Annotated in this window: 29 protein-coding genes; 14 read left to right on the forward strand and 15 right to left on the reverse strand. The window is 44.9% G+C overall.

Annotated features, from left to right (window positions below):
- The gene (gene moaC / locus GO495_RS30520) at positions 1 to 483 is read left to right on the forward strand and encodes a cyclic pyranopterin monophosphate synthase MoaC (protein WP_157303744.1); all 483 of its coding nucleotides are present in this window, start codon (positions 1 to 3) and stop codon (positions 481 to 483) included.
- Between the two features lie 27 nt (positions 484 to 510).
- The gene (locus GO495_RS30525; protein ID WP_157303745.1) at positions 511 to 1080 is read left to right on the forward strand and encodes an NTP transferase domain-containing protein; all 570 of its coding nucleotides are present in this window, start codon (positions 511 to 513) and stop codon (positions 1078 to 1080) included.
- 49 nt (positions 1081 to 1129) lie between these two features.
- Here GO495_RS30525 and GO495_RS30530 read toward each other — a convergent pair whose 3' ends face one another.
- Both GO495_RS30530 and GO495_RS30535 read right to left on the reverse strand, forming a co-directional pair.
- The gene (locus tag GO495_RS30530; RefSeq protein ID WP_157303746.1) at positions 1130 to 1546 is read right to left on the reverse strand and encodes a molybdenum cofactor biosynthesis protein MoaE; all 417 of its coding nucleotides are present in this window, start codon (positions 1544 to 1546) and stop codon (positions 1130 to 1132) included.
- 328 nt (positions 1547 to 1874) lie between these two features.
- Positions 1875 to 2105 carry a MoaD/ThiS family protein gene (locus tag GO495_RS30535; protein ID WP_157303747.1) on the reverse strand — a complete coding sequence of 77 codons (231 nt, stop codon included), beginning with the start codon at positions 2103 to 2105 and terminating at the stop codon, positions 1875 to 1877.
- 46 nt (positions 2106 to 2151) lie between these two features.
- Here GO495_RS30535 and GO495_RS30540 point away from each other — a divergent pair, with 46 nt between their 5' ends.
- From GO495_RS30540 to GO495_RS30555, 4 genes are all read left to right on the forward strand, one after another.
- Positions 2152 to 2508 carry a DUF7009 family protein gene (locus GO495_RS30540; protein WP_157303748.1) on the forward strand — a complete coding sequence of 119 codons (357 nt, stop codon included), beginning with the start codon at positions 2152 to 2154 and terminating at the stop codon, positions 2506 to 2508.
- A complete protein-coding gene (gene moaA, locus GO495_RS30545; protein ID WP_157303749.1) occupies positions 2508 to 3485 on the forward strand; it encodes a GTP 3',8-cyclase MoaA in 978 nt (325 codons plus the stop codon). The genes GO495_RS30540 and moaA overlap by 1 nt, the downstream gene beginning before the upstream one ends.
- Positions 3486 to 3692: 207 nt before the next feature.
- Positions 3693 to 6155, forward strand: a complete 2463-nt coding sequence (locus GO495_RS30550; RefSeq protein WP_157303750.1) for a TonB-dependent receptor — start codon at positions 3693 to 3695, stop codon at positions 6153 to 6155.
- A 2-nt stretch (positions 6156 to 6157) separates the two neighbouring features.
- Positions 6158 to 7300 carry a PepSY-associated TM helix domain-containing protein gene (locus GO495_RS30555; protein WP_157303751.1) on the forward strand — a complete coding sequence of 381 codons (1143 nt, stop codon included), beginning with the start codon at positions 6158 to 6160 and terminating at the stop codon, positions 7298 to 7300.
- Here the strand turns inward: GO495_RS30555 and GO495_RS30560 are convergent.
- The 3 genes from GO495_RS30560 to GO495_RS30570 are packed head-to-tail and all read right to left on the reverse strand — an operon-like array spanning position 7259 to position 9628.
- Positions 7259 to 7999 (reverse strand): sulfite exporter TauE/SafE family protein, encoded by a 741-nt coding sequence (locus GO495_RS30560; protein ID WP_157303752.1) that lies wholly within the window; start codon positions 7997 to 7999, stop codon positions 7259 to 7261. The two genes, GO495_RS30555 and GO495_RS30560, sit on opposite strands and share 42 nt — an antisense overlap.
- 1 nt (position 8000) lies before the next feature.
- Positions 8001 to 9083 carry a ThiF family adenylyltransferase gene (locus GO495_RS30565; protein ID WP_157303753.1) on the reverse strand — a complete coding sequence of 361 codons (1083 nt, stop codon included), beginning with the start codon at positions 9081 to 9083 and terminating at the stop codon, positions 8001 to 8003.
- Positions 9083 to 9628 (reverse strand): GNAT family N-acetyltransferase, encoded by a 546-nt coding sequence (locus tag GO495_RS30570; protein ID WP_157303754.1) that lies wholly within the window; start codon positions 9626 to 9628, stop codon positions 9083 to 9085. The genes GO495_RS30565 and GO495_RS30570 overlap by 1 nt, the downstream gene beginning before the upstream one ends.
- 165 nt (positions 9629 to 9793) lie before the next feature.
- On the opposite strand from GO495_RS30570, the gene GO495_RS30575 reads away from it, so the two are divergent.
- The 4 genes from GO495_RS30575 to GO495_RS30590 are packed head-to-tail and all read left to right on the forward strand — an operon-like array spanning position 9794 to position 12737.
- A complete protein-coding gene (locus tag GO495_RS30575; protein ID WP_157303755.1) occupies positions 9794 to 10234 on the forward strand; it encodes a thioredoxin family protein in 441 nt (146 codons plus the stop codon).
- A gap of 14 nt (positions 10235 to 10248) precedes the next feature.
- Positions 10249 to 11190: an FAD:protein FMN transferase gene (locus tag GO495_RS30580; protein ID WP_157303756.1), complete on the forward strand. Its 942-nt coding sequence runs from the start codon at positions 10249 to 10251 to the stop codon at positions 11188 to 11190.
- 4 nt (positions 11191 to 11194) lie between these two features.
- On the forward strand, positions 11195 to 11419 hold the full coding sequence (locus tag GO495_RS30585; protein WP_157303757.1) for a DUF4266 domain-containing protein: 225 nt from the start codon (positions 11195 to 11197) through the stop codon (positions 11417 to 11419).
- Between the two features lie 28 nt (positions 11420 to 11447).
- Complete coding sequence (locus tag GO495_RS30590; protein WP_157303758.1) at positions 11448 to 12737, forward strand: DUF3570 domain-containing protein; 1290 nt, start codon at positions 11448 to 11450, stop codon at positions 12735 to 12737.
- A 78-nt stretch (positions 12738 to 12815) separates the two neighbouring features.
- Here GO495_RS30590 and serS read toward each other — a convergent pair whose 3' ends face one another.
- The 3 genes from serS to GO495_RS30605 are packed head-to-tail and all read right to left on the reverse strand — an operon-like array spanning position 12816 to position 16480.
- Positions 12816 to 14087 carry a serine--tRNA ligase gene (gene serS, locus GO495_RS30595; protein WP_157303759.1) on the reverse strand — a complete coding sequence of 424 codons (1272 nt, stop codon included), beginning with the start codon at positions 14085 to 14087 and terminating at the stop codon, positions 12816 to 12818.
- A gap of 34 nt (positions 14088 to 14121) precedes the next feature.
- Positions 14122 to 15786 (reverse strand): NAD+ synthase, encoded by a 1665-nt coding sequence (locus GO495_RS30600; protein WP_157303760.1) that lies wholly within the window; start codon positions 15784 to 15786, stop codon positions 14122 to 14124.
- A 13-nt stretch (positions 15787 to 15799) separates the two neighbouring features.
- On the reverse strand, positions 15800 to 16480 hold the full coding sequence (locus GO495_RS30605; protein ID WP_157303761.1) for a porin family protein: 681 nt from the start codon (positions 16478 to 16480) through the stop codon (positions 15800 to 15802).
- Between the two features lie 69 nt (positions 16481 to 16549).
- Between GO495_RS30605 and gldB the strand changes: the two genes are divergently transcribed.
- Together gldB and GO495_RS30615 are read left to right on the forward strand one after the other, a co-directional pair.
- Positions 16550 to 17596: a gliding motility lipoprotein GldB gene (gene gldB / locus GO495_RS30610; protein ID WP_157303762.1), complete on the forward strand. Its 1047-nt coding sequence runs from the start codon at positions 16550 to 16552 to the stop codon at positions 17594 to 17596.
- 8 nt (positions 17597 to 17604) lie between these two features.
- Positions 17605 to 17952: a hypothetical protein gene (locus GO495_RS30615; RefSeq protein WP_157303763.1), complete on the forward strand. Its 348-nt coding sequence runs from the start codon at positions 17605 to 17607 to the stop codon at positions 17950 to 17952.
- 11 nt (positions 17953 to 17963) lie between these two features.
- Here the strand turns inward: GO495_RS30615 and GO495_RS30620 are convergent, their stop codons facing one another.
- From GO495_RS30620 to GO495_RS30645, 6 genes are all read right to left on the reverse strand, one after another.
- On the reverse strand, positions 17964 to 19700 hold the full coding sequence (locus tag GO495_RS30620) for a PQQ-dependent sugar dehydrogenase (RefSeq protein WP_157303764.1): 1737 nt from the start codon (positions 19698 to 19700) through the stop codon (positions 17964 to 17966).
- A 59-nt stretch (positions 19701 to 19759) separates the two neighbouring features.
- Positions 19760 to 20146: a Co2+/Mg2+ efflux protein ApaG gene (gene apaG, locus GO495_RS30625; RefSeq protein ID WP_157303765.1), complete on the reverse strand. Its 387-nt coding sequence runs from the start codon at positions 20144 to 20146 to the stop codon at positions 19760 to 19762.
- Between the two features lie 118 nt (positions 20147 to 20264).
- Complete coding sequence (locus GO495_RS30630) at positions 20265 to 20528, reverse strand: DUF4157 domain-containing protein (RefSeq protein ID WP_240915387.1); 264 nt, start codon at positions 20526 to 20528, stop codon at positions 20265 to 20267.
- A 172-nt stretch (positions 20529 to 20700) separates the two neighbouring features.
- On the reverse strand, positions 20701 to 21618 hold the full coding sequence (locus tag GO495_RS30635; RefSeq protein ID WP_157303767.1) for a DUF5777 family beta-barrel protein: 918 nt from the start codon (positions 21616 to 21618) through the stop codon (positions 20701 to 20703).
- An 8-nt stretch (positions 21619 to 21626) separates the two neighbouring features.
- A complete protein-coding gene (locus tag GO495_RS30640; protein WP_157303768.1) occupies positions 21627 to 22163 on the reverse strand; it encodes a YceI family protein in 537 nt (178 codons plus the stop codon).
- A 17-nt stretch (positions 22164 to 22180) separates the two neighbouring features.
- The gene (locus tag GO495_RS30645) at positions 22181 to 22549 is read right to left on the reverse strand and encodes a hypothetical protein (protein WP_157303769.1); all 369 of its coding nucleotides are present in this window, start codon (positions 22547 to 22549) and stop codon (positions 22181 to 22183) included.
- Positions 22550 to 22733: 184 nt separating this feature from the next.
- Between GO495_RS30645 and GO495_RS30650 the strand changes: the two genes are divergently transcribed.
- Positions 22734 to 24002 carry a UDP-N-acetylmuramoyl-tripeptide--D-alanyl-D-alanine ligase gene (locus GO495_RS30650; protein WP_157303770.1) on the forward strand — a complete coding sequence of 423 codons (1269 nt, stop codon included), beginning with the start codon at positions 22734 to 22736 and terminating at the stop codon, positions 24000 to 24002.
- Positions 24003 to 24372: 370 nt separating this feature from the next.
- On the opposite strand, the gene mce is transcribed toward GO495_RS30650, so the two are convergent.
- Complete coding sequence (mce, locus tag GO495_RS30655) at positions 24373 to 24774, reverse strand: methylmalonyl-CoA epimerase (RefSeq protein ID WP_157303771.1); 402 nt, start codon at positions 24772 to 24774, stop codon at positions 24373 to 24375.
- A 155-nt stretch (positions 24775 to 24929) separates the two neighbouring features.
- On the opposite strand from mce, the gene GO495_RS30660 reads away from it, so the two are divergent.
- Positions 24930 to 26135 carry an IscS subfamily cysteine desulfurase gene (locus tag GO495_RS30660; protein WP_157303772.1) on the forward strand — a complete coding sequence of 402 codons (1206 nt, stop codon included), beginning with the start codon at positions 24930 to 24932 and terminating at the stop codon, positions 26133 to 26135.
- Positions 26136 to 26146: the final 11 nt, after the last annotated feature.

Consider the following 26146-nt stretch of genomic DNA (forward strand, 5'->3'; position numbering starts at 1 on the left):
ATGATCAATGAACAGGGATTTTCACATCTGAATGCTGCAGATCAGCCGGCAATGGTCGACGTAAGTGGTAAGACGGATACCAATCGCGTTGCTGTAGCGGAAAGCAGGATATTCCTGCCTGAAATAGTAAGAGAGCAGTTCAACGGTACAGATATCCATACCGCTAAAGGGGCTGTATTTCAGACAGCTATCCTGGCGGGCATCATGGCCGCGAAAAAAACACCGGACCTCATTCCGCTATGCCATACCTTGCTGTTGAATGGCTGTCAGGTAGATATACACATGGAAGGTGAAGAAGCAATAATACGCTGCACCGTGAAGACTACCGGCAAAACCGGCGTGGAGATGGAAGCCTTAACAGGCGCCAGTATAGCCGCACTCACCATTTACGATATGTGTAAAGCATTTACACATGGGATGGTGATAAGGGAAACAAAACTGATCGGGAAAACAGGAGGGAAAAGAGATTTTACATCTCCCTGATAAAGATGATTGGTAAAAGAGATTAATATGAAAGGACTCATACTTTGTGGCGGACACAGCACCCGTATGCAACAGGAAAAAAGCAATATTGCCTATCACGGGATGCCCCAGTGGCAATACCTGTACACCCTGCTACAGGCATTAATTCCGGACGTATACCTTTCCTGCAGGGCGGATCAGCAACCTGCCTTCACTGATAACGTCCCTGTCATTACAGACAGCATAGAAGGTGGTGGCCCGGCTGTTGGCCTTCTTAGCGCACACGCGCTGTACCCTGATAGTGCCTGGCTGGTACTGGCCTGTGATCTCCCTTTAATCAGTTTACGTAGCCTGAGTTTACTGGTGGATTCCCACCAACCGGAAAAAGATGCCACTGCATTTATCAGCCCTTTCAACCAGTTACCGGAACCACTCATAGCGATCTGGGAACCTACCGGCTTAATGCTGCTGAAACAAAGTTTCGGAGCAGGAAAAAACTGCCCGCGCAAAGCATTATTACAGGGAAATATAGAAGTGATAGAAAACCCTTTTGCTACAGAACAGTTTAATGCCAACACACCGGAAGAAATGCAGGAAGCAAAAGAAAAATTGCATTAAAAATTGAGCGTCAACTGGTTGAGTTTTCAGGGTTGAGAGTTTATTTACTTCAGGGATGCGCAGCAACCCAAACCGCCCCATCCTCAAAATATTCTTTTTTCCAGATAGGTACCGTTTCTTTCAACGTATCAATAGCATATTCACAAGCTGCAAAAGCAGCAGCTCTGTGCGGTGCTGCCGCCGCAATAACAACAACAGTATCCCCCGGGAACATCTCTCCCACAACATGCAGAATGGCCACCTTTTTCACCCACATCTGGTCAATCATATGCTGCGCGATCTTCTCCATTTCCAGCAAAGCCATCGGCTCATAACATTCAAAAAACAACTTTGTCACGGCCTTCCCCTGTGTAACATTCCGCACATTCCCGACAAACACAACTACCCCGCCACACTCAGGAGTCTGCACAAAATCCAGCGCCTGCTGAACAGAAATATTAGTATTTATCTGTAAAAGTACCTGCATAACTATCGTGTTTGTCCAGCCATCCTTTGAATTTTTCACTATTTCCTGCCATAATAGTTTTTCTTATATTTTAATGCATTGCTAATCAGCAATAAAAAAGCATTGAAATATTAGTCACTACTAATAACCTACTGATATTCTGTGCATTAGCATATATAACCCGTATATAAGCCCTATATAACCCGTATATAACAGGTATATAAGCCGTACTTATATAGATAGGGCTTATATACGGGTTATATAGAAGTCTGGTACCAGTTATAAAGCGTTTACAGGAGAGTTTATGCTCTTTCCGAGTTTTGTTTAAGACGTTTCCTGCAAACTCTTATCACCCACCGCTAACAGGAGGAATAACCGCTATCTCATCTTCATTTTTTAACGTCTCCTCATCCCCCGCATACACTTTGTTCACCGCCACCATCAATGACCGTAACTGCCGCAAAGCCGGATACCGTCCGTACAACCAGGATTTTAACTCGGCCACCGTACTCACCCCTTCCGCCGTAATAAACGGCGCTCCGGCAATATCCTTTGCAATACCAAATAACAATACACGCATAATGTAGCTAAAGTAGTAATTTTAACTACGAGATAACTGCCATAAGATGAAAATAAGGATACGGGGCAATAGCATCCGCTACAGATTAGATAAAAAAGACATAGAAATCCTGCAGGTAGAACAGCAGGTAAGTGAAACTACGACCATAGGCGTAGCAGCCCTTCATTTCACCATAACCGCCGGTGAACCTTCCATCAAACTGGAACAAACGACCATTACGCTTTTCGTCCCGGCTCAACAGCTAAAAAACTGGATCCTTACCGAACAGGTAGGATTTTCAATGGAACTGCCCAACCCGGATAATTCTACATTACAGATCCTCGTGGAAAAAGATTTTAAATGTCTGACAGAGAGAAATGAAGATGAAAGCATGGCATTTGACAATCCCACAAAAAGCTGTTAATGCTCAGAGACGCCCATAACCGCATTATCAATTACGTAAGACTCGCTGTAACAGACCGCTGTAACCTTCGCTGCACTTATTGTATGCCGGAGAACATGCAGTTCCTGCAACGACGCGAACTCCTCACTTATGAAGAGATCATGGCTGTTATGCAACCACTGGCCGCTGCCGGCGTCAGCAAAGTCCGCATTACCGGTGGAGAACCTTTCCTCCGGAAAGACCTGATGCAACTGCTCACCAGGTTATCGGCTGTCTTTTCCGAAATATCCATCACCACCAACGGGGTACTGACCGCCCCCTTTATCCCCCAGTTCAAATCACTGGGTATCACCAACATCAATTTAAGCCTGGATACCCTCCAAAGGGATAAATTCAAACAAATCACCCACCGCGATCAGCTCCCTGCTGTTATGCATACCCTGGATAACCTGCTGGAGCATGACTTGCACGTAAAACTGAATATGGTGGTAATGGGCGGCGTAAACACCGATGAACTATTCGATTTTGCGGCCTTAACAGCGGCAAAACCTATCACCATAAGGTTCATTGAGGAAATGCCTTTTAACGGGCAGGGACATGCCTTTTCGGGCCAGCAATGGCATTACCAGCGAATACTGGATACCCTGGGCAGCCGGTATGAACTGCAAAAGCTGACGGATGCCCCTCACTCTACCTCTCTAAACTACCATATCCCTGGCCACAAAGGCAAAATTGGCGTTATCGCGGCCTACAGCCGCACCTTCTGCGGTAGCTGTAACCGCATTCGCATCACCCCCACCGGCGGCTTCAAAACCTGTCTCTACGGCCATGATGTACTGAATGTCAGGGATCTGATCAGAAGCGGGGCCGGCAGCGACCAGCTAATGCAGGAAATCCAATATGCATTGAACTCCCGGGCAGCCAATGGTTTCGAAGCCGAAAAAGAAGCTAAAAAGGAAAATAGGCACTGGGATAGTATGTCAATGATAGGGGGCTAATGCATACCTCCTTCATACCTCCTTCATGTCTCCTTCATACCTGAAGCATGGTTGAAGCATGAACCCTATATGGATCATGCATGACCATGCATCTCCTCCAAAACAAGTTATAACAACCATTTTCCGCTTTCGATCATTATTTTTCCCGATCCGACTGGCCCTTTTCTTCGCCAGGGTCGTCCTTTGCATTAAATATGTCAGCAACCTATGTTCAATGCAATAAAGTCTACCATTCTATTAATTTTCCTCTCCGCCTCAGCTTATGCACAAACTAATATCACCGGTGTCGTAAAAGACATCAACAATAAACCGCTGGAAAAAGTAAGCATCACCATCACCGGTAAATCCCTGAACACAGTTACAGACGAAAAAGGGCATTTCAGCTTTACAAACCTGCCAGCAGGAAAATATACCTTACAATTCTCCAATACCGGTTTTGAAACCATCAAAAAAACAGTCACCAGTGGGAATAACGTAGACATCCTGCTACTCCCTTCCACAGAACAACTGCAAACAGTAGAGATCACCGGTAGAAAAGAGCTGGGATATAAAAATACCAACTCCTTCATCGGCAGTAAAACTGCTACCGCACTGAAAGACGTTCCGCAATCCATCTCCTATGTGACCAAAGAACTGATGCAGGACCAGGCTGCAGTAAGAATGGGAGATGTGGTTAAAAACATCAGCGGTGTAAACCAGTTCACCTTCTACGATGACCTCACCATCCGCGGCTTCCGCATCAACGGCGGTTCCACCACCCAACTGATGAATGGGATGCGCACCTTTACCGGCTTCTGGAAACAACCCATGGTAAACTACCTGGAAAGAGTAGAAGTGATCAAAGGCCCTGCCTCTGCACTATTCGGCAACGCTTCTCCCGGTGGTACCGTAAACCGCGTTACCAAAAAACCACTGGACCAGAACAGGCAATCAGTAAGCATCACTGCCGGCAGCTTTCACACAGTACGTGCACTGGCAGATATCACCGGCCCACTCAATCATAAAAAAACGGTATTATACCGCTTAAACCTGGGTTACGAAGACGCTAAGTCATTCCGGACCCTGCAATTTGATAAAAACATCGTAATAGCGCCATCCCTCTCCTTCCTGCCAACAGACAGAACAAGGATAAACATAGACTTCGTATACAACCGGTCAAGAAGCAGATTGGACAGGGGACAATCCATCTTCAACGGACAAGATCTCTACTCTACTTCTATCTCTCAGTCCCTGAACGCTACCAACGATTACCTCAATGAAGCTACCTACACCGCCATGGCTTCACTGACTCATCAGTTCAACAGCAAACTGGCATTCAATGTAGCCTACCTGCGCACCGGATACGATCAGAACTTATTAGAACACCGCAGCTCTAACTCTTACGCGCCGGATTCTGCGGGGAAGGTCATCAACAACCTTGTAGCGCGACAAGTATTCAGACGTGAATTAAACCAGCATAGCGACAACGCTTCTGCTTATTTCACCTACGATGCCAAAACCGGTAAAATAGGACACAAACTATTACTTGGCTACGACTACTCACAAACCGTAGTCCCTCCCGGCTCTTATCAGTTGACAGCTAACAATTACCTGCTGAAAAACGGGGGCACTGCGGCATACAATCCTGCCAAAGCAGCTAACTATGTGTTCTACGATTACACCCTGCCAAACGGACAAACGATCAGCATACCTAAACCAAACGTCTCTTCTTTCGACCTCACCAAAAAGGATAACAAAGAGGAAGATATGAGCCGGTATATTTACAACACCACCAACTCAGCTACCAAACCAACCTACGCAAGCCTGGGCGGATTATATTTACAGGATCAGCTGAAACTGGGCAACTTACAGTTACTGGCAGGTCTGCGCTATGAAACCTATACAGACAGGGCCAATTACAAAACAGATACCGTTAAAAAGGTAAGACAACATGCGCTCTTACCTCGTATCGGCCTGGTATACAGCCTCACTAAAAATATTAACCTCTACGGTATCTATACAAAAGGCTACAATCCACAGGACGCGGCGACACAATCAAACCCGCTCTCCGGCGGACCATTTGATCCGTTACAAAGTAACCTCATTGAAGGTGGCCTTAAAACAGAATGGTTCAATGGCCGTTTAACTGCCAACGCTTCCGTATACCGTATCACTCAAAAGAACAGCTTATACAGCGCGGATAATACAGAACAACCGGACCTGATGGTGCAAATCGGACAGGAAACCGCAAAAGGAGTGGAATTCGACGTAGCCGGACAAATCACCGATAACTGGAACGTAATTATGTCCTACGCCTACAACGACGCTACCATCACGCAATCCGGTAAAACAGATGCAGACCTGGTAGGCGTACAGAAACCAAATGCCCCTAAACATCAGGGGAATATCTGGACAAAATACACCATCGCTAACGGCGTTGTAAAAGGATTAGGTGCAGGTATAGGGAGCAACTTCGTTACAGAAAGAAATGTTTCTCTCAATAAAGTACAGCAGCTTCCGGGATATACATTACTGAATGCCGCACTTTATTACAAATGGAACAAAGTACGTATACAGTTAAATTTAAATAACATTACTGACAAAATATACTGGGTGGGGGGATATGATTATCTTCGCCTTTTTCCCGGCGCACCGAGGAACTGGCAGACTACCCTTACTTATACTTTTTAATGATGAAGAAGATTATCGGATGGTTACATCTATGGCTGGGCATCAGCTCAGGATTAATAGTATTGATCGTGGCTTTGAGTGGCAGTCTGCTGGTATTTGAAGACGAGCTGGAACATCTCTTCCAGCCTTCTTTTTATTATGTACAGGTACCTCCCCAGGCCGAAAGAATATCTACAGATATCCTGGCAGACAAAGTACAGCAAGCTTACCCCGGCTTCAAATCAAACTACATAATTGTAGAGCCTGAGGCCAACCGTACCGTGCTCTTCTCCCAAAGAAAAGGAAAAGCTGGTAAAGGTAATGGTAAGGTAATGCTGATAGCCGTTAATCCTTATACCGGACAAATTATAAAAGCCGTAGATGAAAAAGGCCGCTTCTTTGCAGTAGTACTCCGTTTACATCGCTACCTGTGTATGGGCGATACCGGTAAGATCATCACCGGTATCTCCTGCAGCATATTTACAATTCTCATCATTACCGGACTCATTCTCTGGTGGCCTAAAAGGAACAACCGCAAACAACGCTTCCGCGTAAAATGGAATGCTTCTTTTAAACGCCTCAACTGGGACCTTCACGCCATCTTCGGGTTTTATATCAATATCTTCCTGCTGATGATTTCCTTAACAGGACTGGCATGGAGCTATAAATGGGTGAACAATCTTCTTTTCTACGCGCTGGATGGAAACATAAAATCCACCAAAATGAAAGCGCCCGAAAGCCTGCCTGTAAAAGACACGCACATCGCTTACCTGGATAAAATACTGAGTACCACCAATGAGAAATTAACTCATCCCGGTACCATCATGATCCGCTTTGGAGAGAATGACAGCCTTGCTGTAACGGTGTCAAAAGTCAATACCACTGCCTCTGTCAGCAACGTAGTAGACTTCATGTATTTCCAGAAAGGAACAGGAGAACTGGTGCAGGAACGTCCTTATGCAAAAGAAAGTAAAGGGATGAAAGCAAGAAGATTATTCTTCCCTATACATACAGGAAGTATCTACGGATGGCCTACAAAAATACTTGCATTGATCTGCGCCTGGGTAGCCGCCTCATTACCAATCACAGGGTTGATGATATGGCTGGGCAGGAAGAAAAAGCCATCACTGAAAAAACATGTGAACGCCCGCGTACAATATCAATAAAGCGGTAGCCCCTTCTACTATACGGGGCTTCAGGACAGCTGCGGATAATCTCGCACCTATCTGACCGCCGGCAATAACCGATAACAGCAAAGGACCAGCGAAATGCCAATCAAGCGCCAACTGGTTTTTTGCTGCCTGGCCTAATAATCCACTGATAGAATTTACAAGAATAAAAAAGCTGCATAACCCGGCAATATTCTTCGCTGTATCAAATCTCCCCAAACGTAAAATAGGCGACAAATAAATCCCGCCACCTATCCCCGTCATACCGGAAAGGAATCCGATAAAAGCACCGATAATACCATATTTCAGATTCCCCTTTTTATGTTCATCCGGCACATAACTCTTCTCCATGAACAAACGGTAACACATCAGCAGCGCAGCTACTGTGAGTGCAATCCCCAACAATAAAAAAAACGTCTTTTGTTTTAAAGGAAGATACCCGCCGATAAATGCCATGGGTATACTTGCCAGACTTATCTGCCAGGCCTTTTTCATGGGCAGATGTCCTGCACGGTAAAAATGATATACCCCGCCGGCTACAACTACAATATTGCAAAGCAATGCGGTAGATTTCATCAGATGAAAATCCACATTCGCCAATGCCATTAAAGCAAGATAACTGGAACCTCCGCCAAATCCGGCAGATGCATATAACAACGCGATGATGAAAAATAAAATGCAGAGTTCTACAGACATGTTAATACATATTCATTTCAGGATCTATCTCATTCGCCCACGCATGAATCCCTCCTTCCACATTATACACAGGAGCAAAGCCACCGGCAAACAACTGGTTTGCTACCATCCGGCTTCTCATTCCATGATGACAAAGTAATACTAACGGTTTTTCTTTATCAAATTGTGCAGCTACCTGTCCTACCATCTGCATCGGGATATGCATTGCCTGCGGCAGGTGACAGATCTCCCATTCATCCGCTTCCCGTACATCTATCAACTGAATATCACGGACTTCTTCCAGCCACTGCTGCAACTGTTTCACAGACAGACTTTTCACGCCGCCTGTATCACAAGGCTGTTCATAATCCGCCTGCAGACTTTTAATATCATGGTTACCGGCAACCGCTTTCACCTGGAATACATGATGCGTATTATATAACGTATCGATCGTCAGCAACTGATCTTTCAGCATCTCTCCGATACCACAGATGATCTTCATCGTTTCATTTGCCTGGTAACTGCCTATGATCCCCGGCAGAATACCCAACACGCCGATATCGCTGCAATTCAGCATAGCACCCGCTTCCGGCTGCTCCGGAAACAAACAGCGATAGGTGGCGCTGCCTTTATAATTGAATACACTCACCTGTCCTTCATACTTATGAATAGCCCCGTATACAAAAGGCTTTTGCAACATCACGCAGGCATCATTCACCAGGTAACGTGTACCAAAGTTATCCGAGCAATCAACCACCACATCATAAGCTTTAATAATAGCCAGTGCATTATCAGGTGTCAGCCAGGTATCATGAGGTACAAAAGAGATCTCAGGATTTAATTGTTGCAGGCGTTTAATCGCCATCTGCAATTTAGGCTTCCCGGTATCCTCCGTATTATAGATCACCTGCCGTTGCAGGTTGGTAATTGAGATCGTATCATGTTCCACTATGCCCAGCGTCCCTACTCCCATAGCGGTAAGGTATTGCAACACAGGAACACCCAATCCTCCTGCACCTATTACCAAAACTTTTGCATTATGCAGCAGTTGTTGTTTCTCCGGGCCAAAGCCCTCCAGTTTTAATTGTCTGTCGTATCGTTGCATTATAAGTTCTTTATCCTTTTACACATCAGTATCGTATCTCCGTAAGTGCCATCTTTCTGACGCACTCCCTGTGGCATCCTGCCATATTCCATGAACCCGAAGTTACGGTATAACTGGATAGCCCTTTCGTTATTGGAAAACACACTAAGATGAACAATCTCCATGTCCTTATGCTGCTCTGCCCAGCGTAACCCGGCAGTCACCAGCCTTCTCCCTATGCCCATATTCCAGTAGGGATGCAGCACGCCAATACCCAACTGGCCCAGGTGAGCCTGTTTCCACAGATCGGGCTGCTTAATGGTAATAGACCCTACCAGCAGACCAGCAGTGACCGCCACCAGCAGCAGGTCCTTCTTATCATTCCTGAAAGAATGAATAAAATCCTTTTCACTTTCCAGAGATAATTCGGACGCTTCCCGTAATGTGAACAACAGGAAATCCGTTTCATCTGTCAGTTGACGGAAATAGGTAAGCATAGCCGGAGCATCTTCCATGGTTGCTTTGCGAATCTCCAATCCCTGTCCGTTAGGTAAAAAGTGGTGCATACGGTAAAGTTAATTACAAAAATGGAGGGTTCAAGTTTCAGCGTTGTCTGATCTGTGTTTTTTGTTAACGCCCTGAAAACCTTGCCAATATCGTGTTACTTATTAAACTTTCCTTGTTTCTCCCTGTCCAAGTAACCATTCGCCACCTTTAAATGAAGGAACACCATGAGGTATGTCTTATCTCTTTGCCTTGCCTGCTTTTTGAGCATTCCCTTTACCTGGCATAACGACATGCAGGAAGCCTCACAGATTGCCAAAAAAGAAAACAAATATATCCTCCTTAATTTTTCCGGTTCTGACTGGTGTGGTCCCTGTATACGTATGCACCAGGAAATATTCAGCAGTGAAGTGTTTCAGACGATGGCCCAATCCAGGCTGGTGATGGTGAACGCCGACTTCCCCCGTAATAAAAAAAATCAGTTGCCTGCCCTTCAGCAAAAAAAGAATGATGCGATGGCAGATCTCTATAATCCAAAAGGACTGTTTCCCCTCACCCTTCTGCTGAATGCAGACGGGAAAGTCATTAAGCAATGGGAAGGCTTGCCTAAAACAACACCGGAAGCATTCAGTAACGAAATAGAAAATACGATCAGCACACATCCTTAAAACTTATTCCAGTGATGAAAAGAACAGTGCCTGCCTGTTTCAAAAGAAGCCTGAAATTGATGGGAAACAATTTTGAGCTGACTGTTCTTGCAGATAATGAGGAGTGGGCGATGGAACGAATAGAAGAAGGCGTGCAGGAAATCCGGCGTATCGAGCGACTGCTGACTACCTTCAACGAAGAAAGCGAAACAAACAAAATCAATGCACATGCGGGTCTTCATCCCGTACCTGTGAGTCAGGAAATTTATCAGCTCATAGAACGCTCTATGCGTTTATCAGATATTACCCAGGGTGCATTTGATATTACATATGGTTCAATCGATAAGCGACTATGGAATTTCGATGCCAGTATGAAAACATTACCGGATAAAAAGACAGCCAAAAGAATGGTGCGGCTGATCAACTACCGCAATATCATACTGGATAAAGAAGCTGGTACCGTTTTTCTGAAAGAGAAGGGAATGCGTATTGGCTTTGGCGGCATTGGCAAAGGATATGCAGCCGATATGGCCAAAAAAATAATGCAGCAAAAGGCAGTTACCAGCGGAGTTGTGAATGCTTCCGGAGACCTGGCTGCCTGGGGATATCAACCAGACGGGAGCCCCTGGACCGTGGGCCTGGCCAATCCTAATATGCCCCACCAGGTATGTTCTTACATGGCCGTAACCGATATGGCTGTGGCGACTTCCGGTAATTATGAAAAATTTGTGTGGATAGATGGGAAGAAGTATTCCCATACAATAGATCCTCATACGGGACTACCCGTATCAGGTATTAAAAGTGTGACCATCCTGGCTCCCTATGCAGAGCTGGCAGATGCCCTGGCTACTCCTGTGATGGTAATGGGGATTTCAGCAGGCCTTACGCTAATCAATCAACTTCATCATATAGAAGCCGTTATCATTGATGACAACGACAAGGTATATCTATCCCGTAACATTCATTTAAATCAGTGATCAAATGAAAAAATCCGTCTTTATCAGCATGGCCGCCATTCCGCTTGCCTGTATGCTGATGCAATCCTGCGTACCTGTGAAGGCATATCAGAAAAGCCGTATCAATGATGCAGAAATGACCCTCTCCAACAGGGCATCAGAAAAAGAAGAGCTGAATGCTCAATCCTACCGGGAGGCATCATCCGGGGCCAATGGTGGTAAAACCGGCGGTGGATGCGGTTGTAACTAATTTATGTCAACACTGAAATGAGACTGATATGCGGAAAATCTGTTTAACGGTAATTGGGTTATATGCAATGTTCCTGCATGCATTTTCCCAATCTACTGCCCCGGCTTCAGAGACGGGCTATCAGGCTAAACGCCTGAAACTGGAAGAAGTAAACCTTGTCAGCAGCTACTATTCACAGAACGGGGACCATTCAGCGGTTACCGGTGGTATAGGAACTGAAAAAGTGACTGATATATCGAACGGCATTTCATTAAAATGGGTAGGCTGGGGTATTCATGGACGAAAACAAACACTGGGCCTTGGCTTTGGTTTCGATCATCATACATCTGCGTCTTCAGCGTACGTAAACAAAACAGGCGCTTCCAAAACCGGAGGCTCCCGTATCTATCCATCTCTGAACTGGACAGTAGAAAACGAGGCGAAAGGCCGTACTTTCGGTATTGGGGCTTACTATTCCTCAGAATACAACTACCACTCCCATGGCCTGGATATACTCTTTGCGCAGAAGACACATAACAACGGGGAGTTCAGCGCCAAATTGACGGCGTATTTCGACCAGGTGAAAATGATCTATCCATCAGAACTGGTCCCTGCCTCAGACAGCGTCACCACCACTACCACCACAGGAGGTACTACTATCATCACATCGGCCAGTGGTCAGCAGACAGTGGTAAATTCGGATGGAACAACAACTACTACAACAACCAGCCATTATACCATTCCATCTGATCCGCGCACAACATTGACAGAATCCTTCTCGTTTTCACAAGTCATCAATCCGCGTATGCAGGCAAGTGTAACGGTAGACCTGGTAGAACAATCCGGATACCTTGGCCTGCCTTTTCACCGGGTATACTTTACAGACGGGACCGACAAAGTAGAGAATCTGCCATCAAACCGCTTTAAGCTTCCCCTGGGACTAAGACTTAATTATTTCCTGGGAGACCGTATCATCCTCAAAGCTTATTACAGGTATTATATGGATAGCTGGGACGTACAATCTCATACCGCTGGTATTGAAATGCCGGTGAAGATCTCCCCCTTCTTTTCACTGTCTCCGTTTTACCGGTATTATACACAAACCGCGGCAAAATATTTTGCGCCATACTCGGCCCACCTGTTGACGGATACTTATTATACAAGCAATTACGCCTATGCAGCGTTAAACAGTCAGTCTATGGGATTGGGCCTGAGACTTGCACCACCGGGAGGGATATTACATTCCAGACTTGGGGTGCTGGAACTACGGTATGCCCACTATACGCAGACGACAAACCTCACAGCTAACATGGTTACCCTGAGTATGACGTTCAAATAACCATATTAAAAAAGGCTCCGTTAAAAGCCCCTGGTAAAGGGAACTTCTAACGGAGCCTTTTTTAATAATATAAAACGCTTAAGCAATTTTATCGCTGCCAAAATAGGACTGCAATACTGCAGGGATCCTAATACCATCCTCTACCTGGTTATTCTCCAGGATACATGCAAGAATACGCGGCAACGCCAGGGAACTACCATTTAAGGTATGTACCAACTGTGGTTTACCGGTACCATCTTTAAAACGGATCCTGGCGCGGTTAGCCTGGAATGTTTCGAAATTAGATACAGAACTTACTTCCAGCCATTTCTGCTGGGCGGTGCTGTACACCTCAAAATCATATGTAAGCGCAGAGGCAAAACCCATATCCCCCCCACATAATCTTAAAATGCGGTAAGGCAGTTCTAATGATTGCACCAGTTTTTCAACATGTGAAACCATTTCTTCCAGCACATCATAAGACTTCTCCGGATGTACGATCTGTACTACTTCAATTTTATCGAATTGATGCAGACGGTTCAATCCACGTACATGTGCGCCATAAGAACCCGCTTCGCGACGGAAACAAGGCGTATAGCCTGTCAGCTTTACCGGTAATTCGGCATCCTTCAGGATCTCATCCCTGTAAAGATTTGTCAGTGGTACTTCCGCTGTAGGGATCAGGTATAAATTATCTTCTCCTACGAAATACATCTGTCCTTCCTTATCAGGTAACTGTCCCGTGGCATAAGCAGAGGCTTCATTCACCAAATGCGGTGGCTGGAATTCCGTATACCCGTTATCGATATTGAAGTTGAGGAAATACTGGATCATGGCGCGTTGTAAACGGGCGCCCTTGTTTTTGTAAACAGGAAAACCCGCACCGGTGATCTTATTACCCAGCTCAAAATCGATCAGGTCGTATTTCTTGGCAAGGTCCCAGTGAGGAACAGCGCCTGCATGTAATACAGGAACAGTACCGCCCTTACGGACCTCTACATTTTCTTCCGGAGTTTTACCTGGCGGCACACTGGCAGCAGGCAGGTTTGGCAGCTTGATCAGCACATCGTGCAGGGCTTTTTCTGTAGCAATGAGTTCTTCATTGGCAGGCTGCAGTTTTTCTTTCAGTGATGCTACTTCCGATTTACGGGCTTCCGCTTCTTCTTTCTGACCTTGCGCCATCAGCTTACCAATCTCTTTGGAGGCTGCATTTATTTTGGCTTGTGTCTCATCATATTCCAGGGTCAGCTTCTTGCGCTTGTCGTCCAGCACCAGGATTTCTTCTACCAGATCCAGCTCCTTGAAGTTTTTCAAAGCGAGCCGTTCCAGCACCAGGGCCTTATTTTGACGAATGAACGGAACTTGTAACATTGTATAGCTATTGATTAAATTTTGGCAAATATAACTAACTTAAATACTTTCCTACTATAGGTACTCTTCTCCCTACCCCAAAGGCTTTGGAAGATACCCGGATAATAGGGCAGAACTGATTACGCTTGTACTCATTACTATTCACCATCTTCAGCGTACGGGCTACCAGTGCAGCATCAAAGCCCTGGGCAATGATCTCACGCGGTCCCTGACGACGCTCTATATACTGATATAACAATGTGTCCAGGATAGCATAATCAGGCAAACTATCGCTATCCTTCTGATCAGGACGAAGTTCCGCCGAAGGCGCCTTCTCAATAATATTCACCGGAATGATCTCTTCATTTCTGTTGATATACCTTGCCAGCGCATATACCTGCATCTTGTATACATCTCCCAGTACAGACAGTCCACCGGCCATATCACCATACAATGTACCATACCCGGTAGACAACTCGCTCTTATTGGACGTATTCAGCAGGATATACCCGAACTTATTAGACAATGCCATCAGCAGGTTCCCTCGGATACGCGACTGCGTATTCTCTTCCGCCACATTAAAAGGCAATCCCATAAAGAAGGGGTCCAGCGTTTGCAGGAACATTTCATAGATATCATTAATACGGATGATATCATAAGGATTACTCAGCCTTTTAGACAATGCCACCGCATCATCTACGGAATGCTCTGTAGAATAAGGAGAAGGCATCAGCACCGCACGTACATTATCTTTCCCCAATGCCTCCACTGCCAGGGCCAGTGTTACAGCGCTGTCAATACCACCGGAAGAACCCAGGATAGCCTTCGTAAAGCCCATCTTCCCGAAATAGTCCTTAATCCCCAGCACAAGCGCATTGTGGATACGGTCTATATTATATTCAGGTTGTAATCCCGTGATAGGCGTAAAATCACTGCTGGTGAATGTACCATCAAAAGCTTTTAGATCTTCCAGTACCACCCCATCCATTGCCTCTTCGAAATAAGGCATTTCTTTCACAATATTCCCCTGCGCGTCAATGATCAGGGAACCGCCATCAAACACGACCTCCGTCTGAGAACCCACGGTACAGCTATAGAACATAGGGATCTTATACTTCAATACATTCGCACGGATGATCTCCTTACGTTTCTGCTGCGCATCATAATCAAACGGAGAAGCGGAAATATTGATCATCACGTCCGGCTGCTGTTCTATCAGCTGGTCCATTGGACAAATCCGGTACAGGGGATTATCTCCCAGGTTCCAGATATCCTCACAGATGGTTATTGCCAGTTTCTTCCCCTTAAAAGGGACCACATTCCAGGCATAAGCCGGTTCGAAGTAGCGGTATTCATCAAACACATCATAAGTAGGCAGCAGCGTTTTATGGATCACCTGTTTTACTTTCCCTTCATACAGGAACCAGGCAGCATTAAACAGATCCTTACCTTCCTGCTGGGGATTACGGGCTGGTCCGCCTACCAGTACCGCGATATGATGGGTATGTTCTTTTATAGTATCGATGGCAGTGTAACACTGCTGTATAAAGTCTTCAAATTCAAGGAAATCGCGGGGTGGATAACCGCATACGCACAATTCGGAAAACACCACCAGATCAGCCCCCTGCGCTTCTGCATCCTTTATCCCCTGCAGGATCTTCTTCGTATTTGCCTCAAAATTGCCTACATGATAATTCTGCTGTGCCAGTATAATTTTCATCTATCGGGTATTTTTAAAAAAAGAGTCCAAGTTTCAGTGCAAAGCTATTCATATTTACTTTGCCATCATTCCATTTGGCATTCCTGGTAACATCTACGAAGCCGTTCTGGTAGTTTAAACCAATTACACCGGTTAACCTGTCTCCCAATGGATACTCTATTCCACCGCCTATCAGCAGGCCCATATTAATAGGATTGATATCACGTAATACATTCACTTTGTCATAGGTGTTAGTCAGGCTGACAATATCCGCCCTGCCCCGCACCGGGAAATCCAGGTAAGTCCCAAATTGTCCCCAGAAGCCAATTCCATCGCGGGAATCCGTTTTCAGCTTTAAAGCAAAAGGGATCTCTACATAAGTGAGTTTCAGATTATATTCTGCCGGGTTCTGTTTGTAATCGTCCAGTCCTATACCCGCATCATATTTTAATTTGCTGCCGGCAGTTGTGATCTGTAAACCGGAAGCGATGTTATAACTGCCGGACTGGTCCAGCGGGAAGTCGGCCATGATACCAAAGCTAATACCTGCGCGGCCCGAATTACGTTCTACTCCGGATTCCTGGGGCTTCAGGGTAACAATGGCAGGTGTCAGCGTAAAGCCAAGACGTACCTTATTATCTCTTAAAAAATTCCTTTGTGCCTGTGCTGCTGTAACGATGCTGAACAACAAAATGATCAATATTCCCTTCCTCATGATAAATTTTATCTTTTTTTTAATACAGTATATATAATATTTTTACCTATAAGTAGTTATAGAATAAGTATGCAAAATTACATTAATAAATTATTTGGCAACAGCAGTCAGCTGCTTATCGCTGTTCTTTCTCTCTGCTGTTTCAACGCCTGTACGCACAAAAACGTGCCAGATGTGAGTCATATTGCGATGGAGGTGCATATTAAACGCTTTGACCAGGATTTATACAAACTGGATACTACGCATATACAAACCGCCTTGCAACAGCTGGATGCGGCTTACCCCGCATTTCTGCCTGCTTACATAGAGCATATTATGAATTTCGGCCCTTATTCAGACAGTAGTCAGCTGATACAACTGCAAACACGCCGGCTTGTCAGTAACAGTGATTTCAGGGTGTTGCAGGATACTATCAACGCACAGTATCCAAAACTGGATGACCTGGAAAAAGACCTTGCCCAGAGCTTCCGCTACATAAAATACTATTTTCCGGCTTTCAAAGCACCACAGGTAGTGGCCTTCAGTTCCGTTATCAGCAATTATGGTGCGGTAACCGTTGATTCCATACTGGGTGTTGGCCTCGATATGTACCTGGGCAAAGATTTCCCGGTATATTCTCTGTTACCGGACTATCCTGGTTACATGATCCGCAAGTTCTCCAAAGAATATATTACTACCAACTGTATACAGGTGCTCTCCCAGCAGATGTACCCAGGTGCAGATCCCAGTGATAAACTCATCGTACAGCTGGTAAATGCCGGTAAACACCAGTACTTCATGGAACAGGTACTGCCCGATGTGCCGGACAGCATCCGTCTTGGATATACAAAAGACCAGATGGACTTTTGTAATGAAAATGAGCAGATGATATGGCAGTTCTTCGTACAACAAAACCTGTTATACAAATCCGACTGGCAAAGCAATATGCATTTTATGAATGATGGTCCGTCTACACAGGGCATGCCCGAAGGCTCTCCCGGCAGAATAGGCTCTTTTGTGGGATGGCAGATCGTGAAACGGTATATGAAAGAGCATTCAAATGTAACCTTGCAACAACTGATGGATAATAAAGATGCCATGCAGATCTTCTCACAATCCAAATACAGACCGAAGTAATTTATTTAATGAAGCCAGTTTTAAAACCTTTTCAGCGTTCCTTAGCCTTAATCATTATACCACTGGGCTTTGTCCTTTGCTTTATCTATGGTTGGACATTTATTTCCACCGTCTTCGGACTGAATAATTTCTATGGTAATCTCTATAACTATTACCACGTAAGTAAAATCTCATTCTCCATCTATAATATCCTGGTGGCTTTCGTAGCTGGTATTATAACCATAAGGCTTATCATAGGTGTATTAAAAAGTAACGCCAGGCATCTCAAAAGATCTTTATGGATCTTCCTCGCACTAGCTGTAATATTAGTGATAGGAGAATCCATTCTGCACCTGAGTCTTGCTGGTGATATCTGATCAGGAATCTTCTACCTTAGTTTTTTTACTTCCTCTTCAGTAAGCGTAAACTTCTCATCATCACTAAATCTTCTCTTGATAAAAGTAACAATAGAAGCTACTGCATGATCATCCAGGAAGCCGCCATGTGCAGGCATCTGTCCGTTAAATTTCTTGTTATCTACAGTGATCTCTCCCTGTAAGCCATTCAGGATGATCTTAATCAGCCTGTCCTTATCTCCTGTTACAAATTCGGAATTAGCCAGTGGCGGATACCGGTTATTATCACCCATTCCATTCCGCTGATGACAACTGCTGCAATAAGAATTGAAGAGGATCATTCCGGCCATTTCTCCACCTTTGCCCATATTATCCTTTACTTCATCCGGTGTTTTTATATAAGACCTCGATTTACGCTCTTCCATTTTTGCTAACTGTACATCCCCAAATTTATCGGAGCCTTTATACATTACCCGCCATATCTTCCCTTTATTGGATTCTGAGATATACAGCGATCCGTCCGGACCCGTAGCCAGTCCCATAGGTCTGTACACCGCATCACTGGTATTCATCACGGTATCCACACCTGTAAACCCGTCTGCAAACACTTCCCATTTCCCTGTAGGAGCGCCATTTTCAAACGGAACAAAACACACTATATAACCCGCCTGCGGATAAGGAGAACGGTCCGTAGAACCATGAAATGCAATGAAGGCTCCCCTTTTATACCGCTCAGGGAATTGATTACCCTGATAAAACAACAGGTCCATCGGCGCCCAATGCCCGGGGAAGGCCATCAGGGGCGTATCAAATTTACTGGCCCGGCCCACTATCTTTCCATCTCCCCCATATCCCGGTTGTAAAACATTCTTCCCCTGCATCTGATCATAATAAGCATAAGGCCAGCCAAAATCAGCATGCTCCTTTACTTTTACGAATGTCTCTGCAGGCAATACCGCCGCCTGCCAGGCCGTAAATACTTTCGGATAACGTGTATGGAAATTATCCATCCCATTCACCACACTATACAATGTATTATCCATTGGGCTCCAGGCAAGCCCCAGCGCACTCCGTATACCAGTAGCATATTTAACGCCATCCTTCTGCGTTTGCCCTGCCTTATCAGCAGAAAACTGCCAGATACCCGCATGCCATTCCAGATCAGGCGCAGGATCCAGCCCCTTACCACCAGGCATACCTGCCGGACCGGCAGACTTTATATCCTGTGCAGCGTCCGTAGGCGCCCCAAAAGGCACATACATATGACCATCATTATCAAAAGCAAGTGGTTTGGCAGAATGCCAGTGCCGGAATAAGTCCTTATCCTCATCGGTGAGGATGATCTCCGTTTTGCTGTCGGGCACTAACTGCCCGGCTTTCAGCTTATTTCGCAGCACATATTTAACAGTAGAAGTATACAGGTATCCATCATGAATAGCAATGCCCGCAGGCTGTCCGCCTTCATCTTTATAATCCCCGAAATAAGAGATCACGTCAGCCTTGCCGTCATTATCATTATCCCGCAGGGCCACCGTACCACCACGCCCGTTCATGGCATCATTGTACGTAAGTTTCACATAGATATCACCATTGTCATTCACTGTAAGATGCCTGGCCCGGCCAACGCCTTCTGCTACTACAACTGCCTCAAAATTTCCGGGAAGGATCAAGCCGCCATTATCAGGATCAGCCGCAGGTAAGGGTAACATCTTCTGATGGGTACATGATATAGCTGTTACCATCAGGCAAAAGAGGAAAAGCCTACACATGGATTCATGAGTTAAAACGGATTATTCTATCACACAAGATTACACAAAAGGGGGATAAATCAATTTAGCTTAAAAGGCACAATCATCTGAAACTCCGGGATCTTCACTTCAAACTGTGTTTTGTTCAGTTGATTTTCCATCTGGTAAGTACCATACATCTTACCAATTTCCGTACGCAGATTAGATCCTGAAACATACTGATAACTTTCAGTAGGGGCCAGTAATGGTTGTACCCCTACAACGCCTTCTCCTTCCACTTCACGGTGAGTACCGTTAGAGTCAATTATATACCAGTGGCGGCGCAGCAATTTGATGGGGAATGTATTATTGTTTTCGATGGTGATCCGGTAGGCGAACATGAACTCACTCCCAATCGGATTAGAATAATCCGGTTGATAAAATGTCTCCACACTGATGGTGATTCCGTCTGTTACTTTCTTTACCATAGAACACCGGGCTTTTCGTAAAAATAAGCAAAATAAATCCAGCAGAAGTACTATTTATATGTTACTCCATACTTTAACTTTTCCTTTAGAATTACACAAATAACTGAGAATCATTACACTAAATAATAGAAACACTCCGAAGAATGGCCGGATCTCTTTCCGCCGCCCGGGCTGCCACCTCAAAACGGTTCTGATAGTATCCTACCCTTTTGCATTCCCACAGATAATGCCATAAAAATGGAACGAACCCCAGCTCCTGGTATTGTACCACATGGCATACCTCATGCCGTACCCAACTCAGGTCCTGCAGGAATTCCTTCCTGTTCACCCCATGCAGGTGAATGGTTTTGCCTATTACCATTGCAATCTGCGGGCTTTTCATCCGCCTTGCTGCAATGCGTGCCAGGACTGACCTCTCTTTAATATGACATGTAACGGCCTCCAAAATCTGAGAATTGTACATCAAAAATAGTAATTGCGAATGATCATAGGGATAGCAGTATCATAATCTGTACCGAAATAATCATTCGCAATTAAAAATTCAGGTGTTACTATCAAAGCGAAAACCGGCGGGAAATATTAAATCCCCAGCGGAACTGGCCCTGCTGCCAGGTAGTAGTCGTTTCAGGAATAAACTGGTTCTCCAGTATAGCAGTAGAATTGGTAAAATTGACATGGAAAACGTGCCCCCCTGTTTCAATCTCCAATCCCACAGCCAGGGGATTATAAAACTTCCGGCCCTGTGCAGCAAAGTAATCCTTGCTCTCCTGACTACGGAAAGGATAGAAATACTCTACCAGCAGCCCCAGTCTTTTGGAGAACTTGAACCTGCCACCTGCTCCCAGTGCAAACAGGTCTGTTTCATCCATATAAACCACCCTGTTACGGTGTACCAGTGTGGGAGACAATGTTAAAGACAGGTTCCTGTTGAACTTACGCGCCAGTATCACCTGCCCGGTATAACTCATACGGTCAGAGAATTTATCAAAGTAACTCGCGTCCGATTTTGTAATACTGGATGTCATAGCACTGGCTACTGCATTACCAAACAAACTCACTGAAACCGGTACATGGTCATCTGTTGTTTGTCTTAATAACCGGTACTTTGCCAGTCCTTCATACATCTGTGTAAGGCTGCCGGAACCTTTGGTACGGCCTATTCCCACCATCAGGCGGTCAGTGATCCCATACTCAAAAGCAATGCGTACATCACTGGAATTATCCATTCCAAAGAAAGTTTTGGCACCGCCATATTCTCCGCCCAGGTCACCGAAATGGTGTGCTACTCTAAAGTCCAGCTCACGCTTTTTCAGTGTCTCAGGCGAATGTCCCTGGATAATACGGGTTGATTTATAAGTTGCAATAACCGGTTCATGTGTTTTTACAGAATCATTGCCGAACATCTTCGACAGGTCGTCCTGCGCATAAGAATCCAGACTGCAACCCAATAATAACAGGAATATATATTTCATAATGTTTGTCAGTTATAGTTAGCTTTTACGGTTACTTCCACTGTTTCCGCAATGTTCGTCACCACCAGGGTAGGGATCTTGATTTTATGGTCCGCCAGCCGAACATTGAACTTTGTTTCCGCAGCAGGTTTGCCGCCAAGTATAGTAATAGTGGCTTTCTCCTTGTATACTTTGTCTACGCCGTGCATATTCAGCGTACCTTCTACCGTTACGTTATAGGTGCCATCTTTACGCAGGTCTATATTGTCGGTGATCTTTCCTTTGAATTCCGCATTCGGGTACTTATCACTTTCCAGGTAGTTCTCATTGAAGTGTTCCTCCATCAGCGATTTCTTAAACTTGAAAGTGTTCACGGCCACCTTAAAATAAACAGCGCCCGTTTTCACATTAATAGCAGAAACGCCTTTGGAAGTAATCGCATCAATATCCTCCATGGGAGTAGCAGAGAAGAACGAAAGTGTAGTGTTCCTGCAGGAATAAATATCCTGCGCAAAACAGGACAAGGTCAGGCATATGCCGGCAAACAATGTAGTAATACGTTTCATGTTTCTGATTTTAATGGTTACTGAGGCATACCATGAGAGATCCAGCAATTGATAGAATCGCGCGTTGACTGCGCCAGTTTAGGAGATGAGCCCGGCGGCATGTCCGCAGTAGCGCTAGTAACACGTTCACGGAAAATAGCCTCGTTGGTAACGATGTAAGACTTGAGCCCATCGTAAGTAGTAAAGTTGGTAGATGCCGTAGAACCGGTCCCTTTGTGACATCTGTTGGTACAGTTAACAGCAACAACAGTCAGTACATAAGAAGAAGTAATAACAGCAGTGTCACAGGCATTGACAGTAATTCCCGGGTCAGGAGCTGGGGCATGTTCTGCCGTACAACCATACACCAGCAGACATAGCAGTGCAGGCAACAGTAAAGTTTTCATAGGTCTCTCTTTTTGTTGACACAGGTTACAGGAACCTGTCGGATTAATAAATATGGTTATTCTGATTCTGATAAGAACGCTTAGTGTAAATTTAAAGTATATAGTAAATAAATAATATTTTGATTTTAGCAATTCTCTTCTATGTACACTTGTTCAACTCATGGAATTTGATACTTTTGTTTCTATGAACATAGATCAGCTGTACGATATTTATAAGAAACACACATCTATTCAGACAGACACCCGCCAGTTAAAAGCAGGAGATCTGTTCTTTGCCCTCAAAGGACCTAACTTCAATGGTAACACTTATGCTGCTGCTGCCCTGGAAAAAGGGGCTGCTTTTGCAGTCATAGATGAAGCAGCATATTTTACACAACCGGATAAAATGATGCTTACGGCAGATGTGCTGGAAACCTTGCAGCAACTGGCTTTGCGTCACCGGAAGGAGCTGAGGGTCCCCGTTCTTGCCATCACCGGTACCAACGGGAAAACCACTACTAAGGAACTGGTTAGCGCAGTATTGTCTTCTGCTTTCAGGACCACTGCAACAACCGGTAATCTGAATAATCATATAGGCGTGCCCTTAACCATCCTGCGTATTCCTGCAGATGCGGAAATGGCAGTGATAGAAATGGGCGCCAATCATGAACATGAAATAGCTGCATACTGTAAAATAGCCTTGCCCACACACGGTATCATCACCAACATTGGCAAAGCACACCTGGAAGGTTTTGGCAGTGAAGAAGGTGTGCGCAGGGCCAAAGGAGAACTCTACGACTTCCTGCGGGACAATGGTGGAACAGTATTTTTATACAACGAATATTCCTATTTGCAGGAGATGAGCAAAGGAATAAAAGAAGTGATAACCTACGGAGAAAAATCCGCAGATTACACAGGAGAACCACTCGCAGATACCGCACTCCTGGGCGTGAATGTAACAGGCATTGGAACGATATCTACGCAACTGGTAGGTGCGTATAATTTCCCTAACGTAATGGCCGCAGTGGCAGTAGGCAAATATTTTAATGTACCGGACAACAACATCAGTACGTCCATCGAAGCATACACGCCATCCAATAACCGTTCGCAGGTAATTAAGAAGGATAGTAATACGATCATCATGGATGCCTACAACGCTAATCCATCCAGCATGAAAGCTGCCATAGAAAACTTTGCAGGTATCAAGGCCGCTAAAAAAGTGCTTTTATTAGGCGCTATGATGGAACTGGGAGAAGATAGTGTGAAAGAACACCAGGCACTCGCAAATATGCTGCAACGTACACACTGGCATGCAGTAGTATTGGTAGGAGGTGATTTCAGTAATATCACGCATCCTTACCTCTATCTGGAAAATGCAGCAGAAACAGCAGCATGGCTGAAGCAGCAACAGTTCACAGATACTTATATTCTGATTAAAGGCTCGAGAAGTATGGGCATGGAAAAGGTAATATAAAAAAAGAGACCTGCAAGTTAAAGAACCCGCAGGTGTTCATAACCTATGCCAACTTTAGAGTATTCTAAAAAGATTTGAATATTATTATGGTGTACGGTATTATCGTATTAATTAGTTTGCTTATTTAATTGATGAAGTTTTTTGGTTTGGCTAATATTGAGTACAACTTAAATAGGTAATAGTCAGGTTTAACGCGTCTTTAACGCTTATACTCCGAGAACATTCCCATCACAATCTTAACAACAACGTAACTTTAAAAAAGTTCAAATATTCTTAAAATAGTTTTTCCTTACTAACGTGAAAATTTCCTGTGTCTGCTTTTATATACGCAGGGATATTCCGGACGGATTTAATTAACTCAAACTTTTTTTCAGGATATTTCCTGGCACAATTCGATCAGCACACCATTGGTATTTTTAGGGTGTAAAAAACATACGAGTTTGTTATCTGCACCTCGTTTGGGTACCGCCTGCAATAATGTAAAGCCTTCGGCAGACAACCGCTCCATCTCTGCTAAAATATCCGTTACCTCAAAAGCGATATGATGCATCCCCTCTCCCTTCTTTTCTAAAAAACGGGCAATCACACTACTCTCACTGGTAGCTTCAAGCAATTCTACCTTTGTATCTCCCTGCCGGAAAAAAGCGGTTTGTACCTGCTCACTGTCTACTGCTTCCTTTTTATAACACGGGCTGTTCAGTAACTTTTCAAACAGCGGAACAGAAACATCTAACGATTGTACAGCAATACCTATATGTTCAACTTTAAGCATAACAGCAAGTTAGCATTTTTACCTTGCCGGAAGGAACCGCCGGACCGCAAATTTCGTAGATGCTTATAGTCCCTCTCTATACGCCTATATATATGCCACCGCCAAAAAGAGTTTATTAAGTGTTAAATTTGGTATAACTATTAATCTCCGTAAATATGCTAAAGTTGCCCGTTTATCTTGATAATAATGCTACAACTCCCTGCGATCCGCGGGTAGTGGAAACAATGCTACCTTATTTCACAGAGATCTTCGGTAATGCTTCCAGTCGCAACCATTCCTACGGATGGGCGGCAGAGGCCGCAATAGACCTTGCCCGTGAGCAGGTGGCCGCATTAATAGGCGCTGATCCTAAAGAGATCATCTTCACTTCCGGTGCTACCGAAGGGGATAACCTGGCGCTGAAAGGTGTTTTTGAGATGTATGCCGACAAAGGCAACCACATCATTACCACTGAAATAGAACACAAAGCAATACTGGATACCTGCAAACACCTCGAAAAACTGGGAGCATCCATTACTTACCTGAAAGTGAACCGTGAAGGATTCCCTGATCTAAAGGAACTGGAAGCTGCCATCACTCCCAAAACCATTATGGTGGCCATCATGTACGCCAATAATGAAATTGGAGTGATCAACCCCATCCGTGAAATCAGCGCCCTGGCTAAAAAGCATGGTGTGCTGATGATGAGCGATATCACCCAGGCCGCCGGTAAAGTACCGGTAGATGTGAACCGCGACGGGATAGACCTTGCCACCTTCAGCGCCCATAAGATCTATGGCCCTAAAGGCGTTGGCGCTCTCTACGTACGCCGCAAGTCTCCCCGGGTAAAGATAATTGCACAGATAGACGGTGGTGGCCATGAAAGAGGTATGCGCTCCGGTACTTTAAATGTGACCGGTATTGTAGGGTTTGGCAAAGCCTGTGAAATAATTTTCCAGGAAATGGAAACAGAAGGCAAGCGTTTGTCCATTTTACGGAATAAACTGGAAGCTGCCCTGCTGCAACTGGAAGAATCTTATGTAAATGGTTCTACTGCCAATCGCCTGCCTCATGTAAGCAACATTTCCTTTAAATATGTAGAAGGAGACGCGCTGATGATGGGTTTCAACAAAAATATCGCCCTCTCATCCGGCTCCGCCTGTACCTCTGCTTCTCCCGAACCCAGCTATGTTTTGAAAGGTTTAGGCCTGGGAGACGATCTGGCACACTCTTCGCTTCGTTTTGGGCTGGGACGTTTTACTACTGAAGAAGAAATAGATTTCACTATCCAAACCGTTACAGATACGGTGAACAAACTACGGACAATCAGCCCCCTCTGGGAAATGTTTAAGGAAGGGGCGGATATGACGGAATATTACTAGACATTTTTATA

The sequence above is a fragment of the Chitinophaga oryziterrae genome, from assembly GCF_009758125.1.
In the GTDB taxonomy this organism is placed as follows: domain Bacteria; phylum Bacteroidota; class Bacteroidia; order Chitinophagales; family Chitinophagaceae; genus Chitinophaga; species Chitinophaga oryziterrae.

Coding starts and splice junctions, on each gene's coding strand:
- GO495_RS30640 (WP_157303768.1), bottom strand. CDS start 22,163: ATGAAACGTATTACTACATTGTTTGCCGGCATATGCCTGACCTTGTCC.
- gldB (WP_157303762.1), top strand. CDS start 16,550: ATGCAAAATTACATTAATAAATTATTTGGCAACAGCAGTCAGCTGCTT.
- GO495_RS30590 (WP_157303758.1), top strand. CDS start 11,448: ATGCGGAAAATCTGTTTAACGGTAATTGGGTTATATGCAATGTTCCTG.
- moaA (WP_157303749.1), top strand. CDS start 2,508: ATGCTCAGAGACGCCCATAACCGCATTATCAATTACGTAAGACTCGCT.
- GO495_RS30565 (WP_157303753.1), bottom strand. CDS start 9,083: ATGCAACGATACGACAGACAATTAAAACTGGAGGGCTTTGGCCCGGAG.
- mce (WP_157303771.1), bottom strand. CDS start 24,774: ATGCTTAAAGTTGAACATATAGGTATTGCTGTACAATCGTTAGATGTT.
- GO495_RS30630 (WP_240915387.1), bottom strand. CDS start 20,528: ATGAAAAGCCCGCAGATTGCAATGGTAATAGGCAAAACCATTCACCTG.
- GO495_RS30585 (WP_157303757.1), top strand. CDS start 11,195: ATGAAAAAATCCGTCTTTATCAGCATGGCCGCCATTCCGCTTGCCTGT.
- GO495_RS30605 (WP_157303761.1), bottom strand. CDS start 16,480: ATGAGGAAGGGAATATTGATCATTTTGTTGTTCAGCATCGTTACAGCA.
- GO495_RS30530 (WP_157303746.1), bottom strand. CDS start 1,546: ATGCAGGTACTTTTACAGATAAATACTAATATTTCTGTTCAGCAGGCG.
- apaG (WP_157303765.1), bottom strand. CDS start 20,146: ATGGTAAAGAAAGTAACAGACGGAATCACCATCAGTGTGGAGACATTT.
- moaC (WP_157303744.1), top strand. CDS start 1: ATGATCAATGAACAGGGATTTTCACATCTGAATGCTGCAGATCAGCCG.
- GO495_RS30555 (WP_157303751.1), top strand. CDS start 6,158: ATGAAGAAGATTATCGGATGGTTACATCTATGGCTGGGCATCAGCTCA.
- GO495_RS30525 (WP_157303745.1), top strand. CDS start 511: ATGAAAGGACTCATACTTTGTGGCGGACACAGCACCCGTATGCAACAG.
- GO495_RS30650 (WP_157303770.1), top strand. CDS start 22,734: ATGAACATAGATCAGCTGTACGATATTTATAAGAAACACACATCTATT.
- GO495_RS30645 (WP_157303769.1), bottom strand. CDS start 22,549: ATGAAAACTTTACTGTTGCCTGCACTGCTATGTCTGCTGGTGTATGGT.
- GO495_RS30550 (WP_157303750.1), top strand. CDS start 3,693: ATGTTCAATGCAATAAAGTCTACCATTCTATTAATTTTCCTCTCCGCC.
- GO495_RS30580 (WP_157303756.1), top strand. CDS start 10,249: ATGAAAAGAACAGTGCCTGCCTGTTTCAAAAGAAGCCTGAAATTGATG.
- GO495_RS30635 (WP_157303767.1), bottom strand. CDS start 21,618: ATGAAATATATATTCCTGTTATTATTGGGTTGCAGTCTGGATTCTTAT.
- GO495_RS30560 (WP_157303752.1), bottom strand. CDS start 7,999: ATGTCTGTAGAACTCTGCATTTTATTTTTCATCATCGCGTTGTTATAT.
- GO495_RS30540 (WP_157303748.1), top strand. CDS start 2,152: ATGAAAATAAGGATACGGGGCAATAGCATCCGCTACAGATTAGATAAA.
- GO495_RS30570 (WP_157303754.1), bottom strand. CDS start 9,628: ATGCACCACTTTTTACCTAACGGACAGGGATTGGAGATTCGCAAAGCA.
- serS (WP_157303759.1), bottom strand. CDS start 14,087: ATGTTACAAGTTCCGTTCATTCGTCAAAATAAGGCCCTGGTGCTGGAA.
- GO495_RS30535 (WP_157303747.1), bottom strand. CDS start 2,105: ATGCGTGTATTGTTATTTGGTATTGCAAAGGATATTGCCGGAGCGCCG.
- GO495_RS30575 (WP_157303755.1), top strand. CDS start 9,794: ATGAGGTATGTCTTATCTCTTTGCCTTGCCTGCTTTTTGAGCATTCCC.
- GO495_RS30615 (WP_157303763.1), top strand. CDS start 17,605: ATGAAGCCAGTTTTAAAACCTTTTCAGCGTTCCTTAGCCTTAATCATT.
- GO495_RS30600 (WP_157303760.1), bottom strand. CDS start 15,786: ATGAAAATTATACTGGCACAGCAGAATTATCATGTAGGCAATTTTGAG.
- GO495_RS30620 (WP_157303764.1), bottom strand. CDS start 19,700: ATGTGTAGGCTTTTCCTCTTTTGCCTGATGGTAACAGCTATATCATGT.
- GO495_RS30660 (WP_157303772.1), top strand. CDS start 24,930: ATGCTAAAGTTGCCCGTTTATCTTGATAATAATGCTACAACTCCCTGC.